17 protein-coding genes are annotated in these 16,231 nt (G+C 65.1%); 10 read left to right on the plus strand and 7 right to left on the minus strand.

Annotation, left to right across the window (positions count from 1 at the left end; all coding sequences use genetic code 11):
- Positions 1 to 8 precede the first annotated feature (8 nt).
- From hflK to B6V74_RS02805, 4 genes are all read left to right on the plus strand, one after another.
- The gene (hflK, locus tag B6V74_RS02790) at positions 9 to 1,205 is read left to right on the plus strand and encodes an FtsH protease activity modulator HflK (protein ID WP_075776107.1); all 1,197 of its coding nucleotides are present in this window, start codon (positions 9 to 11) and stop codon (positions 1,203 to 1,205) included.
- A complete protein-coding gene (locus B6V74_RS02795; protein ID WP_077701158.1) occupies positions 1,202 to 2,137 on the plus strand; it encodes a protease modulator HflC in 936 nt (311 codons plus the stop codon). The genes hflK and B6V74_RS02795 overlap by 4 nt, the downstream gene beginning before the upstream one ends.
- Positions 2,137 to 2,328, plus strand: coding sequence for a DUF2065 family protein (locus B6V74_RS02800; RefSeq protein ID WP_075776108.1), 192 nt, complete (start codon positions 2,137 to 2,139; stop codon positions 2,326 to 2,328). The genes B6V74_RS02795 and B6V74_RS02800 overlap by 1 nt, the downstream gene beginning before the upstream one ends.
- Positions 2,329 to 2,504: 176 nt before the next feature.
- Positions 2,505 to 3,977 (plus strand): DegQ family serine endoprotease, encoded by a 1,473-nt coding sequence (locus tag B6V74_RS02805; RefSeq protein ID WP_077701157.1) that lies wholly within the window; start codon positions 2,505 to 2,507, stop codon positions 3,975 to 3,977.
- A gap of 48 nt (positions 3,978 to 4,025) precedes the next feature.
- Here B6V74_RS02805 and B6V74_RS02810 read toward each other — a convergent pair whose 3' ends face one another.
- Both B6V74_RS02810 and B6V74_RS02815 read right to left on the minus strand, forming a co-directional pair.
- Positions 4,026 to 5,261, minus strand: a complete 1,236-nt coding sequence (locus tag B6V74_RS02810; RefSeq protein ID WP_088721899.1) for an MFS transporter — start codon at positions 5,259 to 5,261, stop codon at positions 4,026 to 4,028.
- Positions 5,262 to 5,370: 109 nt separating this feature from the next.
- Positions 5,371 to 5,934 (minus strand): peptidoglycan-binding domain-containing protein, encoded by a 564-nt coding sequence (locus tag B6V74_RS02815; protein ID WP_088721900.1) that lies wholly within the window; start codon positions 5,932 to 5,934, stop codon positions 5,371 to 5,373.
- 166 nt (positions 5,935 to 6,100) lie between these two features.
- Here B6V74_RS02815 and B6V74_RS02820 point away from each other — a divergent pair, with 166 nt between their 5' ends.
- The 4 genes from B6V74_RS02820 (at position 6,101) to purU (ending at position 9,291) form a co-directional block, all read left to right on the plus strand.
- Positions 6,101 to 6,424: a 2Fe-2S iron-sulfur cluster-binding protein gene (locus B6V74_RS02820; RefSeq protein WP_075776110.1), complete on the plus strand. Its 324-nt coding sequence runs from the start codon at positions 6,101 to 6,103 to the stop codon at positions 6,422 to 6,424.
- A complete protein-coding gene (locus B6V74_RS02825; protein ID WP_088721901.1) occupies positions 6,424 to 7,185 on the plus strand; it encodes a VCBS repeat-containing protein in 762 nt (253 codons plus the stop codon). Before B6V74_RS02820 ends, B6V74_RS02825 begins: the two co-directional genes overlap by 1 nt.
- Before the next feature lie 114 nt (positions 7,186 to 7,299).
- Positions 7,300 to 8,250, plus strand: coding sequence for a cation diffusion facilitator family transporter (locus tag B6V74_RS02830; protein WP_075776112.1), 951 nt, complete (start codon positions 7,300 to 7,302; stop codon positions 8,248 to 8,250).
- Positions 8,251 to 8,394: 144 nt separating this feature from the next.
- Positions 8,395 to 9,291, plus strand: coding sequence for a formyltetrahydrofolate deformylase (gene purU, locus B6V74_RS02835; protein ID WP_075776113.1), 897 nt, complete (start codon positions 8,395 to 8,397; stop codon positions 9,289 to 9,291).
- Here the strand turns inward: purU and B6V74_RS02840 are convergent, their stop codons facing one another.
- Complete coding sequence (locus tag B6V74_RS02840) at positions 9,292 to 9,828, minus strand: 5-formyltetrahydrofolate cyclo-ligase (protein WP_088721902.1); 537 nt, start codon at positions 9,826 to 9,828, stop codon at positions 9,292 to 9,294. It abuts the gene before it with no gap.
- Complete coding sequence (gene mgtE, locus B6V74_RS02845; RefSeq protein ID WP_075776115.1) at positions 9,825 to 11,210, minus strand: magnesium transporter; 1,386 nt, start codon at positions 11,208 to 11,210, stop codon at positions 9,825 to 9,827. Before mgtE ends, B6V74_RS02840 begins: the two co-directional genes overlap by 4 nt.
- 145 nt (positions 11,211 to 11,355) lie before the next feature.
- Here mgtE and guaD point away from each other — a divergent pair, with 145 nt between their 5' ends.
- Together guaD and B6V74_RS02855 are read left to right on the plus strand one after the other, a co-directional pair.
- Positions 11,356 to 12,639 carry a guanine deaminase gene (gene guaD, locus B6V74_RS02850; protein WP_088721903.1) on the plus strand — a complete coding sequence of 428 codons (1,284 nt, stop codon included), beginning with the start codon at positions 11,356 to 11,358 and terminating at the stop codon, positions 12,637 to 12,639.
- Positions 12,636 to 13,367, plus strand: a complete 732-nt coding sequence (locus tag B6V74_RS02855; RefSeq protein ID WP_088721904.1) for a hypothetical protein — start codon at positions 12,636 to 12,638, stop codon at positions 13,365 to 13,367. The genes guaD and B6V74_RS02855 overlap by 4 nt, the downstream gene beginning before the upstream one ends.
- Here B6V74_RS02855 and B6V74_RS02860 read toward each other — a convergent pair.
- From B6V74_RS02860 to xth, 3 genes are all read right to left on the minus strand, one after another.
- Positions 13,357 to 14,694, minus strand: a complete 1,338-nt coding sequence (locus B6V74_RS02860) for an 8-oxoguanine deaminase (RefSeq protein ID WP_088721905.1) — start codon at positions 14,692 to 14,694, stop codon at positions 13,357 to 13,359. The two genes, B6V74_RS02855 and B6V74_RS02860, sit on opposite strands and share 11 nt — an antisense overlap.
- A gap of 78 nt (positions 14,695 to 14,772) precedes the next feature.
- Positions 14,773 to 15,339 carry a peroxidase-related enzyme gene (locus B6V74_RS02865; RefSeq protein WP_075776119.1) on the minus strand — a complete coding sequence of 189 codons (567 nt, stop codon included), beginning with the start codon at positions 15,337 to 15,339 and terminating at the stop codon, positions 14,773 to 14,775.
- Positions 15,340 to 15,415: 76 nt separating this feature from the next.
- A complete protein-coding gene (gene xth, locus B6V74_RS02870) occupies positions 15,416 to 16,225 on the minus strand; it encodes an exodeoxyribonuclease III (protein ID WP_088721906.1) in 810 nt (269 codons plus the stop codon).
- Positions 16,226 to 16,231 lie beyond the last annotated feature (6 nt).

Raw genomic sequence — 16,231 nt, forward strand, 5'->3', positions numbered from 1 at the left:
AGGAGCATATGAGCAACGGAGGCCCCTGGGGCGGCGGAGGCGGTGGCGGCGACGACCGCGATGACGACCGCGAAGACAAACGCCCCGGTCAGCGACGTCCCGGTGAGGGCGGCCAGATCCCCGAAATCGAGGAATTCATGCGCAAGGGCTCCGAGCAGCTCCGCGTGCTGATGGGCGGCAAGGGCGGCGGCAATCGCCCCAACCGTCCCAATGGCGGCGGAGGCGGCAAGCCCCCCTTCCCGACCAAGATCGCCGTGATCATAGGCCTCGTGGCCGTGGTGGCTATCTGGCTCGGCTCCTCGCTCTACAAGGTAAACCCTGAAGAACGCTCGGTGGAGCTCATGTTCGGGCGATACCACGCGACCAAGGGCCCCGGCCTGAATCTCGCGCCGTGGCCCTTCCTCACCTACACCAAGGTTCCGGTGACCCGCGAACAGACCGTTGATATCGGCTCCGGCCGTGCCGGCACGAACGATACCGGCCTCATGCTGACCGGCGACCAGAACATCGTCGATCTGGAGTTCCAGGTGGTCTGGAACATCAGCGATCCGGCGAAATACCTGTTCAACCTCGGCGATCCGCAGGACACGATCCGCGCGGTCTCCGAATCCGCGATGCGCGACATCATCGCGCGCTCGAACCTCGCGCCGATCCTGTCGACCGCGCGTGGCGAGATCGCGGCCGATCTGCGCACGGCGGTGCAAAAGACGCTCGACAGCTACGATGCGGGCATCAACATCGTCCGCGTGAACTTCAACCGCGCCGATCCGCCGCGCGAGGTGATCGACAGCTTCCGCGAAGTGCAGGCCGCGCAGCAGGAGCGGGACCGTCTCGAGAAAGAGGCCGACGCCTATGCCAACAAGGTGACGGCAGGTGCCCGTGGTGAGGCCGCTCAGGTCAAGGAAGAGGCCGAAGGCTACCGCGCGCAGATCGTGAACGCAGCCGAAGGTGACGCCGCGCGCTTCAACTCGATCCTGACGGAATACGAGAAAGCGCCCGAAGTGACCAAGCGCCGGATGTTCTACGAGACCATGGGCAAGCTGTTGCAAAATGTGGACAAGGTTGTCGTGGACACCAAGGACGGCGCCGGTGGGGTCGTGCCCTACCTGCCGCTCGACCAGTTGCGCAAGAACTCCAGCTCGACGTCGAACAGCTCGGCGCCCAGCACCACCAAATCGACCGCCAACAATGGAGGAAGCAACTGATGCGCGGACCTATCGCAATTGCCGTTCTCGTTGTTCTGATCTTCCTCGGGCTGAACTCGGTCTTCGTGGTGGACGAGCGTGAAAAAGCACTCGTGCTGCGCTTCGGTGAGGTGCAGCAGGTGAAGACGGAGCCGGGTCTCGGTTACAAGATCCCGATCGTGGATACGATCGTCAAATATGACGACCGCATCCTGAGCCTCACCACGCAGCCGCTCGAAGTCACACCCGAGGACGACCGCCGTCTCGTTGTCGACGCCTTCGCGCGCTGGCGCATTGTCGATGCGGTGAAATTCCGCGAAGCCGTGGGCGGGGGCGGCGAGCAGATCGCCAAGAGCCGCATCGATGGCATCCTGAACAACGCGATCCGCGAAGTTCTGGGCTCGGTCCCCTCGACGGCGGTGTTGTCGGACGACCGGACGCCGCTGATGAACCGGATCCGCGATCTAGCACGGCGCGAGGCGCTCTCGCTGGGCGTCGACGTGATCGACGTGCGTCTGACCCGCACCGACCTGCCCGAGCAGAACCTGGCCTCCACCTATGGCCGGATGCGGGCAGAGCGTGAGCGCGAGGCCGCCGACGAGCGCGCCCGCGGCGCCGAGGCCGCGCAGCGCATCCGCGCAACCGCCGACCGTACTGCGGTCGAGGTCACGTCCGAGGCCAAGAAGCAGGCCGAGATCGTGCGCGGCGAAGCCGATGCGCAGGCCAACAAGGTCTATGCGGATGCGTATGGCAAGGATCGCCAGTTCTTCGCATTCGTCCGCGCGCTGCAATTCTACGCGCAGTCGATGAAGACGCAGACTTCCTCGCTGGTGACGCAGCCCGACAGCCTCTACTTCGATTACGGGCGCTTCCTGCGCTCGATCGGGGAGAACCCGGGGCCCGAAACCGGTGCAAGCCGGGGCAACGGATCTGCGAGCCAGGTCGGCCAGTGATGGCGATGCTTTTGACCGGTCTGGGACTGGTCCTTGTGATCGAGGGGCTGGCGCTTGCGCTGGCCCCTTCACGTATCGAGCAGGCGCTGGACGCGCTGCGCGCCATGTCGGCGGGGCAGCGGCGCACGCTTGGCCTTGCGACTCTGGCAGCGGGCGTGGCGATCCTCTGGGCGCTGCGCGTCTTCGGATAACCGCTCAGTTCCCCGCATCTTAGGCGCAAGAGAGCGCCCGCTTCGCCCCCCCTGCGACGCAATTTCCTGTCGTGAATTTTGGCGAATAACTTCCCTTCGTCCCTCGCTGCTCCTACATTTCAACTCAAAGAGAGCATCGCGCCGGCCTCCGGACCGGCGAAGCAAGGGAGAGCTACATGAATTTCCTCACCGGACCCGGATCGACTCTGCGCGCCGGATTCAGCGCCGCGACGCTTGCCGTCGCGCTCGCCTTCGCACCGCTGGCCGCGCCGGCCTATGCCCGCGCCGCCCCCGAAAGCTTTGCAGAACTTGTCGATCAGGTGTCCAATTCGGTGGTAAACATCACCACCTCGACCACGGTGGCCGCACCGACCGGCAACATGCCGAATTTTCCGCCCGGCTCGCCTTTCGAGGATTTGTTCCGCGATTTCGGCCTGCCGAACCCGAACGGGCCAAATGGCCCGAACGGGCGGGGCGCACCGCGCCGCTCGAACGCGCTCGGCTCGGGCTTCGTGATCTCGGAAGACGGCTACATCGTCACCAACAACCACGTCATCGAAGATGCAGACGAGATCGAGATCGAGTTCTTTTCGGGCAAGCGGCTCGATGCGAAACTCGTAGGCACCGACCCGAAAACCGACATCGCTCTGCTGAAGGTCGAGAGCGACTCCCCCCTGCCCTTCGTGGCCTTCGGCGACAGCGACGCCGTGCGGGTGGGCGACTGGGTGATGGCGATGGGCAACCCGCTGGGCCAGGGCTTCTCCGCTTCGGCCGGGATCATCTCCGCACGCAACCGCGAGCTCTCGGGCAGCTATGACGACTACCTGCAGACCGATGCGGCGATCAACCGCGGCAACTCGGGCGGCCCGCTCTTCGACATGGAAGGTGAGGTCGTCGGCGTGAACACCGCGATCCTGTCGCCCAATGGCGGCTCGATCGGGATCGGCTTTTCGATGGCATCGAACGTGGTCCAGAAGGTTGTCGAACAGCTCAAGGAATACGGCGAGACTCGGCGCGGCTGGCTAGGCGTGAAGATCCAGGACGTCACCGCCGACATGGCCGAGGCGATGGGCCTGCCCAAGCCGGAAGGCGCGATGGTCTCGGAAGTGCCGGACGGCCCCGCCAAGGAAGCCGGTATCCAGTCGGGCGACGTGATCACCTCGTTTGATGGCGGCGAGGTCAAGAATACCCGCGATCTGGTGCGCCGCGTGGCCGATGCTCCGGTGGGCGAGAAAGTCCGCGTGACCGTGCTGCGCGATGGAGAGACCAAGACGCTTCTGGTGACGCTGGGCCGCCGTGAGGCCGCCGAGGGCGAGCAGCCCCCGAAAGCCGTTCAGGCGCCGCAGGAGGTCGAGAAGGACATGCTCGGCCTGACCGTGACGCCGCTCACCGATGACCTGCGCACCGAGATGGGCCTGACCAAAGAAGCGAACGGCCTCGTCATCAAGCAGATCGACGAGACTTCCTCGGCCTTCGAGAAGGGCCTGCGTGTCGGTGACCTGATCACCGAGGTCGGACAGAAACCTGTCTCCGCGGTCGGCGATTTCGAAGAGCGCGTGCAGGCGGCGAAAGAGGCCGGGCGCAAGTCGATCCTGCTCTTGATCCGCCGCGCCGGCGAGCCGCGTTTCGTGGCACTCCCCGTGGAGTGATCCGCACCGTTCAAGACGAATGAGAAGGCGCCCCGCAGGGCGCCTTTTTCATTGCATTTCGCGCGCCTGCACCCGGCGGGCGGCAATGGTCAGGCTTCCGGCGGCGATCACGCACCACAGCGCCATGCCCAGCATCTGGGTCGGAAGCTCCACCCCCATATCGATCAGCACGCCGGTGATCCCGGGCCCCACTGCGGTCGAGAGCACCATCGAGGCCACGATGATCGCGCGGATGCCGCCCAGGTTTTTCACGCCGTAGACCTCGGGCCAGAGCGCGCCCATGAGCGTCCCTGTGAACCCGTTCGACATGCCCAGAAGGCCCATGAAGACATAGACGCCCCAGACCGGCGTCACGAGCGCGACCGTCAGCGAGGCCAGCGTCAGCGGCGCCAGTACAAATGGAAGCAGGCGCAGCGCGCCGAACCGGTCAATCAGCCCGCCGCAGACAAAGCCGAAGCCCACAGTGGCCGCCGACATCACCGGAAAGGCCGCGGCGAAGGCGAGCGGGGAGTAGCCGCGCAACTCCGTCAGGTAGCCCTGATGGAAGAAAATCACCGTACCGATGAAGGGCGGTGCGAGCAGCCCTGCCAGCAGCATGTAGAGGACCGGATCGCGGATCACCTCGGCGCGGGTCCAGTCGCGCGCTGTGCCCGATGCGCTCGATTGCACCTCGGTGGCGTTGGGCACCCGCTCGACCTGCATCAGGCGCATCAGGAGCGGCCATGCGATCATCACCAGCAGCGCCGCCGAGAGCCACCATGCGAGGTGCCAGTTGCCGCTCGCCTGCGCGACCAACACCACGAGAACCGGCAACACCGCGGAGCCGAAGGGTTGGCCCGGAACGACCAGCGACATCGCCTTGCCGCGGCTCGCGACGAACCAGCGACCGATCTCGGTGAAAGCGATCTCGGTCATCATGCCCTGCCCGAAGAGCCGCAGCATGTAGATCGCGAGCGTCAGGAAGATCAGGTTCGGCGCGAGCGTGATGCCGACACAGGCCAGCGCGAGAAGCGGGATGGTGAAGCGCACCACCTTCCAGCCGGGCATCAGATCGAGCGTGCGCCCGAGGAAGGGCAACGTCGAGGCCGAGGCCAGCGTCGCCACCATGTAGAGCGCGCCGAAGGTGCCGCCCGACAGGCCGAAAGTCGCCCGGATATCATTGCCCGACAGGCCGATGAAGAAAGTCTGCCCGAAGGACGAGAACAGCGTCAGCAGGAAACCCGCGCCGAGCCAGCGGGCGTTGTCGCGCATGAAGCGCAGGTTACTGCCGAATAACTTTCGCATGGTGCCCCCTGATCCCTTGATCCCCGGTTAGAGACGGTTCCGCCGACCGGCACAACCCCGCCGCCCGCGCAGAGGGCTGTGCGGCGCCGCGATGGCGGCGTGAGAGGGCTCAGTCCGACCAGATATAGAGACCGAGTTCCTGTGCTGCGCGCACCGAGAGCGTCGGGCTGTCGAGGCCGCGCGGCGCCTGATAGGCCGCGATCGCGCGGCCCGTCGCCGGGTCCAGCTTTCCGTCGGCGGGGCCGGAATAGAGCCCGCGCAGCGCCAGCGCACGCTGGGTCATCGCAACGAAAGCGGGCGTCAGATCCTCCGAGCAAACGGATTCGAAATAGCGCGGCTTGCCGCTATCGACGAGCTTCTGGCCGCTCAATTCGCGGTAGATCGCGGGCTGCGTGACCTTGCCGGTCTTCGGATCGCGCTGTTCGGGGATCACCTCTACCTGTCCAGTCACCGTCTCGACCTTGGCAGGGCCTTTGAGTTCGGTGAAGCAGCCCCGCGCATCATCAGCGGACGGACGGCTTTGCAGCACATGGGCGAGCGTCTTGGCGGGCAGGTCCTTCGGAGTAGCGTACGCCCCCTGCGTGCCGGGCTGACAGCCCGCCAGCCCCATCGCAACACCCAGCGCGACCAGCATCGCACGCGCCGTGCCGAAGTTTTCAGCGATCTGCCGCATTCTCGTCTCCGCCTGCCTCGGCGCGCAGAGTAGCCAATATCCACGCCGCGGCAATCCCTTGCCCGTGACCGCCCACCTCTGGCCAAATCGCCGAAAGCAGCTTAGATCACTTGCGACCGGCCCCGCCGGCATTCGCGTTTTGATCACGAACAAGAGGCCCCGAGCTATGGCGAAAATCACCTATGTCGAATTCAACGGCACCCGTCACGAGATCGACGTGAAGCCCGGCATGACCGTGATGGAAGGCGCGCGCGACAATGGCGTGCCCGGCATCGACGCCGATTGCGGTGGCGCCTGCGCCTGCTCCACCTGCCACGTCTATGTCGACAAGGACTGGATCGAGAAACTGCCTCCGCGCGATCCGATGGAAGAAGACATGCTTGATTTCGCGTACGAACCCGATCCCGTCACCTCGCGCCTGACCTGCCAGATCAAGGTCACAGACGAACTCGACGGCTTGATCGTCAACCTTCCCGAAAAGCAGATCTGATGCGCCGCGCGGTGACCCTCGCCTTTGCGCTGGTCACCGCTGCCGCCCTGCCCGCACGGGCCGAAATGTCGGTCGCCGCGCGGTTCACCGAGCCCACGGATCGCTACGGTCACCACGCACTCGGCCCCGAGCATGAATTCGCGAATCTCCAGATCGACGTGACCCGCAAGGCAGGCGACGCCAAGGCGCTCTTCTCAGGCCACAGCACGCTGACCTATGACCTGCGCCTCGATCCCGATCTCGTCTATGAGGACACGGCACCACGCCTGAGCGATCTCGACGGCGACGGGACCGACGAGGTGATCGTGGTGCAATCGCATCTCCGGCTGGGTTCGCGGCTCCTCGTGCTCACGGTAAAATCCGGCAAACCGAAGTTCCTCGCCGCGACCGATTTCGTGGGAGAGCCGAACCATTGGCTCGCGCCCATCGGCGTCGCGGATTTCGATGACAACGGGCATCGCGACATCGCGCTGATCGACGCGCCGCATCGGCTGGGCGTCTTGCGGATTTTCGAATATCGCAACGGCGCGCTGCACCCGAGCTTCGCGGGCGGGAGATTCACCAATCACCACTTCGGCTCGGACACGATCATGGGCGGCCTGCGCGATTGCGGCGCCGGGCCGGAGATGATCGTCGCCAGTTTCGACTGGTCGGGTCTGCTGTCTCTCTCGGTCACGCCCAAGCAAACCGTGGCATGGAGACGCCTCGCTGACGACACCTCGCCCGCGAGTTTCGCGAAGGCGATCGGCTGCGGCATCTGACCTCGCACGCGGGCGGTTCGGGAACCGGCCTGCCCGCACCGTGTTGATCCAGCACGACGACACCGGCGCGAGGTCGTTCCTCCCCGTCTCGCGCCCCGATCCAGGATTCCGTTCATGGCCGAAGCCCAAGCCTCCGAAGAAAAGCCGATTGCCGTCTATGGCGCGCTCGCAGCAAACCTTCTGATCGCCATCGCGAAATTCGTGGCCGCGGCGTTCACGGGCAGTTCGTCGATGCTGGCGGAGGCGTTCCACTCGGTGGTCGATACCGGCAATGAGGGGTTGCTGCTTCTGGGCCACAAGCGCAGCCGCAAGGAGCCGGACGAGAAACATCCGTTCGGCTATGGCAAAGAGTTGTATTTCTGGTCGCTCGTTGTCGCGATGCTGCTCTTCGCGATCGGCGGCGGGCTGTCTGTCTACGAGGGCATGGTCCATATCCAGCATCCAGAGCCGATCGAGAAGCCGATCTGGAACTACGGCGTCCTGCTCGTGGCGTTCTTTGCCGAGGGCACCTCTTGGGTGATCGCGATCCGCCAGCTCCTGAAGCAACGCAAACCGGGGGAAGGTTATTTCAAGGCGTTCCGCCGCTCCAAGGATCCGTCGATCTTCGTCGTCGTCGCCGAAGACAGTGCGGCGCTTCTGGGTATCCTCGCTGCAGCGCTTGGCGTCTATCTCTCGGTGACCTTCGAGAACCCGTTCTTCGACGGCGCAGCCTCGATCGTGATCGGGCTCATCCTGATCGTGGTCGCCATCATTCTGGTTTACGAGACTCGCGCGCTGATCATGGGCGAAGCCGCCGACCGCGACGTGCGCAAATCGATCCGGGAGATCGCGACCGGTTTCGACGAAGTCGCGGAGGTCAAACGGCTTCTGACAATGCATTTCGCCCCCGAGCAGGTGTTGGTGAATATCGAACTGAAAATGCAAAAAGGCCTGTCGCCCGAGGCGATCTTCCACGCGGTCGAGGAGGTTCAGAAGAAAATCCACGAGGCCCATCCCGAGGTCTCCAGCGTTTTCCTTGAGATCGAATCCCTGCGCGGCACACAGCGCGAAAACGCTGCAGCCTGACTCCGCGCGCCTCGCCCCCGACGCGATGCCGCTTTTCACCGCAACGCCGTCGCTTTCTCCCGCGCTCCTCCCCTGACACGGGGTGATTGTGTCCCCACCCCCGGCACGCTAGGAAACCGGGCGAAAGATCAAAAGGGATGCGACATGACCCAGACTGCCGACGCCTACGTTCTCACCGTTGCCTGCCCCTCCACGCGGGGGATCGTCGCGGGGATCGCGAATGTGTTGGCCGATCAGGGCTGCAACATCACCGACTCGCATCAATATGACGACCAGAAGACCGGTCAGTTCTTCATGCGCGTGAGCTTCGTCTCGGAGCAAGGCAAGGATGCGGACGCGATCCGCGCTGCATTCGAGCCGGTCGCCAAGGAGTTCGAGATGGACTGGGCCGTGCGCGACTCGCGCGAGAAGATGAAGGTTCTGGTGATGGTGTCGAATTTCGGCCATTGCCTGAACGATCTTCTCTATCGCTGGCGCATCGGCGCGCTGCCGATCGAGATCGTGGGCGTGGTGTCCAACCACATGACCTACCAGAAGGTCGTCGTGAACCATGACCTGCCTTTCCACCACATCAAGGTGACGAAGGAGAACAAGCCCGAGGCAGAGAAGCGCCTGCTCGACGTGGTCGATGAGTCGGGTGCGGAACTTATCGTTCTGGCGCGCTACATGCAGATTCTGTCGGATGCGCTGTGCCAGAAAATGTCCGGCCGGATCATCAACATCCACCACTCCTTCCTGCCGAGCTTCAAGGGCGCGAACCCCTACAAGCAGGCCTATGAGCGTGGCGTGAAGCTGATCGGTGCGACGTCGCATTACGTGACCGCCGATCTCGACGAAGGCCCGATCATCGAGCAGGACACCGTGCGCATCACCCATGCGCAGAGCCCGTCGGATTACGTCTCGCTGGGCCGCGACGTCGAGGCGCAGGTGCTGTCGCGCGCGATCCACGCCCATGTGCAGCACCGGGTGTTCCTGAACGACAACAAGACGGTTGTCTTCCCCGCCTCGCCCGGCGCCTACGCCTCCGAGCGGATGGGCTAATCAGAAATGTAGGATGCCCACCTCGGTCACGATCATGTCGAGCGGCTGATCCGTCGGCTCGGTGGGCACCTGCGGAACTTCCTGAGCGGCAAAGGCGAAACCGATCGCAGTGACGGGGCCGCGGGCGCGCAGCCCCTCCAGCGTGCGGTCGTAGAAACCGCCGCCATAGCCCAGCCGAAAGCCGTGCGCGTCGAAAGCCAGCAACGGGACGATCAGCACCTCGGGCGTGATCTCCTCGCCTTCCGCCGGAACATGCGCCCCGAAAGCGCCCGCGATCATCTCGGTCTCGGGTGTCCAGCGGTGAAAGACCAGGGGCTGCGCCTGCTCCACCACAACCGGCAGACAGAGCGGCCCGCCATGGTCGATCATCGCAGGGCGCGGATCGGGCTCGGTCCGGATCGGCCAATAGCCCGCCAGCACCTTGCCCGCGAAGGGCTCCAGCGCCGCCGTCAGCGCGCGGGTCGCGGCCCCTTCATCGGCGGCATGGGCGGCTCTGCGCGCCGCGAAAGCGTCCTTGCGCGCGAGATCCTTGCTCATAGCAACACGACGGAGGCGAGGCCGAGGAAGGCGAAGAAGCCCACCACATCGGTCATCGTCGTGACGAACGTGCCCGAGGCCAGCGCCGGGTCAGCGCCAAGCTTCTCCAGCGCGAGCGGGATCAGGATGCCCGACAAGGCAGCCACCACGAGATTGATGACCATCGCCAAGCCGATCACAATGCCAAGCTGCGCGCCCGAGAACCAGAAGGCGGCCACCGCGCCCATCACTACCGCGAAGGCGAGACCGTTCAGCAGCCCGACGATGGTTTCGCGTCGCACGACGCGCCAGACGTTGCTGTCGGTCAGGTCGCGGGTCGCCAGCGCCCGCACCGCGACCGTCAGGGTCTGCGTGCCCGCATTGCCACCCATCGAAGCCACGATCGGCATCAAGACGGCCAGCGCCACAAGTTGCTGGATCGTGCCCTCGAAGATCGAGATCACCGCCGAGGCGAGGATCGCCGTCAGCAGGTTCACGAAAAGCCACGGCAGGCGCTGACGTACGGTTTCCAGAACGGTATCCGAGATCGCGGATTCGTCGCCCACACCGGCGAGGCGGAGGATGTCTTCCTCGTGTTCCTCGTCGAGAACGGACATCGCGTCGTCGATGGTAATCACGCCGACCAGCCTGTCATCCTCGTCCACGACCGGGGCCGAGATCAGGTGATACTGGTTGAACGCGTAGGCCACGTCGCCCTCGTCCTGATAGGCCGAGATCTTGCGGAATTCCTCCTCGCAGATATCGGTCAGCTTCGAGGCACGCGGGGCCGACAGGATTCGTCCCAAGGTGACATTTCCGATCGGGTGGTGCCCCGGATCGACAAGGGTCACGTGATAGAACTGGTCGGGCAGCCATTTCGCTTTCCGCAGGAAGTCGATCGTCTCGCCCACTGTCCAATGCTCGGGCGCGGTCACGACCTCGCGCTGCATCAAACGACCGGCGGAATATTCGGGATAGCCCAGCGATTTCTCGACCGCGGCCCGGTCGGTCTCGTCGAGAGCGCCGAGGATCGCTTCCTGCTGCGGCTCTTCAAGGTCCTCGATCAGGTCGACGACGTCATCGGAGTCGAGCTCGCGCACCGCGTCGGCCAGGACTTCCGGCGGCAGGCTTGCGAGAACTTCCTCGCGAATGCCTTCGTCGATCTCCGTCAGGATCTCGCCGTCGATCTGGCGGCCCCAGAGCCGCAGGATTTCGCGCCGCTCGTGGCCGGAGACCTGTTCGATAAGGTCGGCGATGTCGGCGGCGTGCAGCGGCTCGAGCAGCTCGCTCAACCGCTCCGCATCTTCCTGTTCGACGGCATCGAGAATTTCCTCGACCAGCTCCCCGCTCAGCCGATAATCCTCTTCCTCGCGCTCTGTCTCTTCGGCAAGTGCTTCGGCCATATCGCCCCCGTTCGGATCGCGCGTGAAACATAGCTGTTTTCTCGCAGATGGACAGGGGGCGGAGCCGAAAAAGAAGCGCCGCCACGGCAGAGATTTACCTTCGCCCCGCCCCGCCCTAGCATGACGCGTCGGACAGGAGAGAATGATGGCTGAACTGCATCTTGGGCAGGTTCTGGAATATCGCGGCGACGCGCTCGTCGAAGGGCCCGAAGTGGTTGCACATCGCCGGCGCGGTGGCGTGCTGGTCGAGGGCGGCCTTATCGCCGCCGTAGGCGAGGCCGACGACCTGCGCGAGGATCATCCGCAGGCCGAGATCACCGATCACGGCGATCATCTGCTGTCGCCCGGCTTCGTCGACGCCCATGTGCATTATCCGCAGACTGCGATCGTCGCGAGCTGGGGCAAGCGCCTGATCGACTGGCTCAACACCTACACCTTCCCCGAGGAGATTTCCTTCGCCGATCCCGCCCATGCTGAAGAGATCGCGACACGCTATCTCGATCTGGCGCTGATGAACGGCACCACCTCGATGTGCAGCTATTGCACGATCCATCCCGTCAGCGTCGAAGCCTTCTTCGCAGCCGCGAAGGCGCGCGGGATGCGGGCGGCGGCGGGCAAGACCTGCATGGACCGCAACGCGCCGGAAGCTTTGCGCGACACGCCGCAATCGGCCTATGACGACAGCCGAGTCCTCTTGCAGAAATGGCATGGCGTGGACCGGCTGAGCTATGTCATCACGCCGCGCTTCTCGCCCACCTCGTCGGCCGATCAGCTGGCCGCGCTGGGGGCGCTCTGGGCGGAACATCCCGATTGCCTGATGCAAACCCATCTGAGCGAGCAGGTGGACGAGATCGCATGGGTCCGCGAGCTATATCCCACCGCGCGCGATTACCTCGACACCTACGAGACCTATGATCTACTGGGCGAGAACGCGCTTTATGGCCACGCGATCCATCTGGAGCCGCGCGAAGCCGACCGGATCAAGGAGGTCGGCGCGGCGCTGATCCATTGCCCGACCTCTAACACCTTCATCGGCTCGGGGCTGTTCGACTGGCCGACACGTCTTGCCGAGAGGCAGCGGATCGGGCTGGCCACCGATACCGGCGGCGGGTCGAGCTTCTCGATGCTGCGCACCATGGCCGCAGCTTACGAGATCGGCCAGCTGACGCATCAGCCGCTGCATCCCGCGCAGCTTTGGTGGCTGGCGACGCAAGGCTCGGCCAAGTCGATGCGGATGAGCGACAAGATCGGCGCGCTGGCGCCGGGAATGGAGGCGGATTTCATCGCGGTCGACCTCGCCTCGACGCCTGCCATCTCGCAGCGTGCCGACCGTGCGAACGACGTCTGGGAGGCGATCTTCCCGACGATCATGATGGGCGACGACCGCGCCATCGCGGGAACTTGGGTCGCGGGCAAGCGGCTGCATTGACCGATCCTGCCTTCGAGAGGATCTACGCCCGCGCGCCTTTCACGGTCGATTTACTTGACGGTGGCGGCGACGATCTGGTCATCTCTTTCGCCTCGATCGGACACGATCCCAGCCGCCCGCCCGCACCGGAATTCGTCGCCACCGCCACGGGGCGCGGCACGCCGGGCTTCCCACGCCGGGCGCTGTTCATCAGCGACGACAGCCGAAGCTGGACGAACGATCCTGGCTTCGCCCCCGCCCTGCGTGCAGCCTTGACAGAGGTGCGGCGCCGCCGCCCCGTGACCCGGATCGCTGCCATTGGGCTGTCGATGGGCGCGGTCTCGGCGCTGGTCGCAGCGGAGGTGATCCCGGTTGACGTGGTGCTGGCATTGTCTCCGCAATTCTCGGTAAAACCGGGCGTCGTGCCGGGGGAGGCTCGATGGAGCGAGTGGACGAGACAGATCGCGACCTTCGCGCGCGAGACGACTCCGCTTCCGCCCGCGACCTGCTGGGCGATCCTGTGTCACGGCGCGCAGGACGATCTGGCGCAGGCGATGCCCTTCCCGCACGCATCAAATGTCGATCACCTGATCTTCCCCGATCTCGGCCATTCCGACCTCGCGCCGCATCTGAAGGCGCGCGGAGGCCTCTCGGGGTTGATGGAGTCTGCCCTTGCAGGCGACCGTCGCCGCCTGCTGCGGATCGCCAGCGCCGCCGGGGCCGTGCGGCGCGAGAAATTCAGCCCATGAGTGCTGATGCGAGGCGGTTCTGCGTCTCGATCACGCGCGGCAGGTCGATCGTCACAACCTGCCCGTCGCGCACCACCTGTCGGCCCTCGACGAAGAGGTGTTTCACCTTGGGCGGCCCGCAGAGTACCAGCGCCGCGACCGGATCCCACGCGCCTGCCGCCGCCAGCCCCGAGACATCCCAGATTGCCACATCTGCCCGCTTGCCCGGCGCGAGGACCCCGCAATCGGGACGGCCCAGAACCTGCGCGCCACCTAGCGTCGCGATCTCCAGCGCCTCGCGCGCGGCCATCGCGTCGGCGCCGTTTTGCACCCGCTGCAGCAGCATCGCCATGCGCGCCTCGCCGATGAGGCTCCCTGCATCGTTCGAGGCCGAGCCATCGACGCCAAGCGCCACTTTAACCCCCGCATCGCGCATCTGGCGCACCGGCGCGATGCCCGAGCCCAGACGGCAATTAGAGCACGGACAATGCGCAACCCCGGTCTGCGTGCGCGCGAACAGGTCGATCTCGCCCGCATCCAGCTTCACGCAATGCGCGTGCCAGACATCCTCGCCGGTCCAACCGAGATCTTCGGCATATTGCCCCGGCCGGCAGCCAAACTGCTCCAAGCTGTAGGAAATATCCTCATCATTCTCGGCAAGATGGGTGTGCAGCATAACGCCCTTGTCGCGCGCGAGCAGCGCCGCGTCGCGCATCAGCTCGCGCGAGACGGAAAACGGCGAACAGGGCGCGATCCCCACCCGGCACATCGAACCTTCGTTGGGATCGTGGAACGCGTCGACGACCCGGATGCAGTCGTTCAGGATCGCTTCTTCGCGCTCGACCAGGCTATCAGGTGGCAGGCCGCCGTCGCTCTCGCCGATGCTCATCGCGCCGCGCGTGGGATGGAAGCGCACCCCCAGTTCCGCCGCCGCGTGGATCGTGTCCTCCAGCCGCGCGCCATTCGGATACATGTAGAGGTGATCGGAACTGGTGGTGCAGCCGGTCAGCGCCAATTCCGCCAGTCCGACCTGCGCCGAGACGCGGAGCTCCTCGGGACCCATCTTCGCCCAGATCGGGTAGAGCGTCTGCAGCCAGCCAAAGAGCAGCGCATCCTGCCCGCCCGGCACCGCACGGGTCAGCGTCTGATAGAGGTGATGATGGGTGTTCACGAGCCCCGGCGTGACGACGCAGCCCTTGGCCTCGACCACCTCGCCCATGCTTTCCAGCCCCGGCCCGACAGCTGCAATCTGGCCGTCGCGCAGCAGCAGATCCGAGCCCTTCAACTCGCGCCGGGCGCCGTCCATCGTGACGACCACCTCGGCGCTCCGGATCAAGATCTCGCCCATCGCGCGTTCCTCCTAGCTGGCCCTCTTTCTGATCTTGCCAGACCCTAGACCGCGCGGATGGGCGAAGACCAGAGGCGCTCAGCGCCCCATCGCATAGAACTCGGGGTTCGGCGGGATCGAAGCCATGTTCACCAGCCGGTTCGACAGGCCGAAGAACGCCGTTATCCCGCCGATATCCCAGATATCGTCATCGGTGAAACCATGGGCGCGCAGCGCTTCGTAGTCAGCCTCCTCGACCTCCTGCGCCCGCAGGCTAACCTTCATCGCGAAATCGAGCATCGCCCGCTGGCGCGGCGTGATGTCGGACTTGCGGTAATTCACCGCGACCTGATCGGCGATCAGCGGGTTCTTGGCGCGGATGCGCAGGATCGCCCCATGTGCAATCACGCAATACTGGCACTCATTTGCCGCCGAAGTCGCCACGACGATCATCTCGCGCTCGGCGATCGTCAGGTTGCCAGGCCGCTCCATCAGCGCGTCGTGATAGGCGAAGAAGGCGCGGAACTCGTCGGGGCGATGCGCCAGGGCGAGGAAGATGTTCGGGATGAACCCGGCCTTCTCGTGAACCGCCTCGATCCGCGTGCGGATATCCTCTGGCATGTCGGCGAGTTGCGGCACCGGGTGCCGGCTGATCTGGTCTTGCATCTGGGGTCTCCTCTCTTTCGCCGCCACTATGCACAGTCGCGGCGAGGCCGAGGAAATGACGTTGCGGCAACCGCGATCAGACGTCGAGCGTGATCCAGACCGGAACGTGATCAGAGGGCTTGTCGCGGCCGCGGATTTCCTTGTCGATGCCGACATCGCGCAACAGGTCCGCCGCCTGCGGGGACAGCAGCAGATGGTCGATCCGGATGCCATTGTTCTTCTGCCAGGCGCCCGCCTGATAGTCCCAGAACGAGTAGTGCCCCGGCCCCTGCACCCGGGCACGGAAGGCCTCGGTGAAGCCAAGATTGAGGATACGGCGGAACGCCTCGCGGCTTTGCGGAAGCGCCAGCGCATCGCCGCGCCACGCTTCGGGCTTCGCGGCATCCTCGTCCTGCGGGATGATGTTGTAATCGCCCGCCATCACGAAGGGTTCTTCCAGCGCCAGCAGCGCCTCGGCCTGCGCCTGCATCCGCTCCATCCACGCGAGCTTGTAGGCGTATTTGCCGCCCGCGACAGGTCGCCCCGCATCGTCGAGTTCCACCGGGTTGCCGTTGGGCAGATAGAGGCCACAGAGCCGCACCGCGCCCTTCTCGCCGACGACGGTCGCCTCGATCCAGCGCGCCTGCTCATCACCCTCATCGCCGGGCAGCCCCCGCGTCACATCCTCCAGCGGCAGTTTCGACAGGATCGCAACGCCGTTGAAACCTTTCTGCCCATGTGTCTCGACCGCGTAGCCGAGGTCCTCGAACAGCTCGCAGGGGAAGCCCTCGTCGACCGACTTGATCTCCTGCAGCAGGACCACGTCCGGCTCGGCCTCCTTCAGCCAATCGACCAGCGCCTGATGGCGCGCCTTGATGCCGTTGATGTTGAAGGTGGCGATTTTCATGAGAGG

The sequence above is a fragment of the Thioclava sp. F42-5 genome, assembly GCF_002213195.1.
GTDB lineage: Bacteria > Pseudomonadota > Alphaproteobacteria > Rhodobacterales > Rhodobacteraceae > Thioclava > Thioclava nitratireducens.

Bases quoted from the DNA above. Each gene is read 5' to 3' on its own strand.
- xth (WP_088721906.1), bottom strand. From the start codon at position 16,225: ATGAAAATCGCCACCTTCAACATCAACGGCATCAAGGCGCGCCATCAG.
- guaD (WP_088721903.1), top strand. From the start codon at position 11,356: ATGGCTGAACTGCATCTTGGGCAGGTTCTGGAATATCGCGGCGACGCG.
- B6V74_RS02830 (WP_075776112.1), top strand. From the start codon at position 7,300: ATGGCCGAAGCCCAAGCCTCCGAAGAAAAGCCGATTGCCGTCTATGGC.
- B6V74_RS02825 (WP_088721901.1), top strand. From the start codon at position 6,424: ATGCGCCGCGCGGTGACCCTCGCCTTTGCGCTGGTCACCGCTGCCGCC.
- purU (WP_075776113.1), top strand. From the start codon at position 8,395: ATGACCCAGACTGCCGACGCCTACGTTCTCACCGTTGCCTGCCCCTCC.
- mgtE (WP_075776115.1), bottom strand. From the start codon at position 11,210: ATGGCCGAAGCACTTGCCGAAGAGACAGAGCGCGAGGAAGAGGATTAT.
- hflK (WP_075776107.1), top strand. From the start codon at position 9: ATGAGCAACGGAGGCCCCTGGGGCGGCGGAGGCGGTGGCGGCGACGAC.
- B6V74_RS02860 (WP_088721905.1), bottom strand. From the start codon at position 14,694: ATGGGCGAGATCTTGATCCGGAGCGCCGAGGTGGTCGTCACGATGGAC.
- B6V74_RS02800 (WP_075776108.1), top strand. From the start codon at position 2,137: ATGGCGATGCTTTTGACCGGTCTGGGACTGGTCCTTGTGATCGAGGGG.
- B6V74_RS02810 (WP_088721899.1), bottom strand. From the start codon at position 5,261: ATGCGAAAGTTATTCGGCAGTAACCTGCGCTTCATGCGCGACAACGCC.
- B6V74_RS02865 (WP_075776119.1), bottom strand. From the start codon at position 15,339: ATGCAAGACCAGATCAGCCGGCACCCGGTGCCGCAACTCGCCGACATG.
- B6V74_RS02815 (WP_088721900.1), bottom strand. From the start codon at position 5,934: ATGCGGCAGATCGCTGAAAACTTCGGCACGGCGCGTGCGATGCTGGTC.
- B6V74_RS02820 (WP_075776110.1), top strand. From the start codon at position 6,101: ATGGCGAAAATCACCTATGTCGAATTCAACGGCACCCGTCACGAGATC.
- B6V74_RS02805 (WP_077701157.1), top strand. From the start codon at position 2,505: ATGAATTTCCTCACCGGACCCGGATCGACTCTGCGCGCCGGATTCAGC.
- B6V74_RS02840 (WP_088721902.1), bottom strand. From the start codon at position 9,828: ATGAGCAAGGATCTCGCGCGCAAGGACGCTTTCGCGGCGCGCAGAGCC.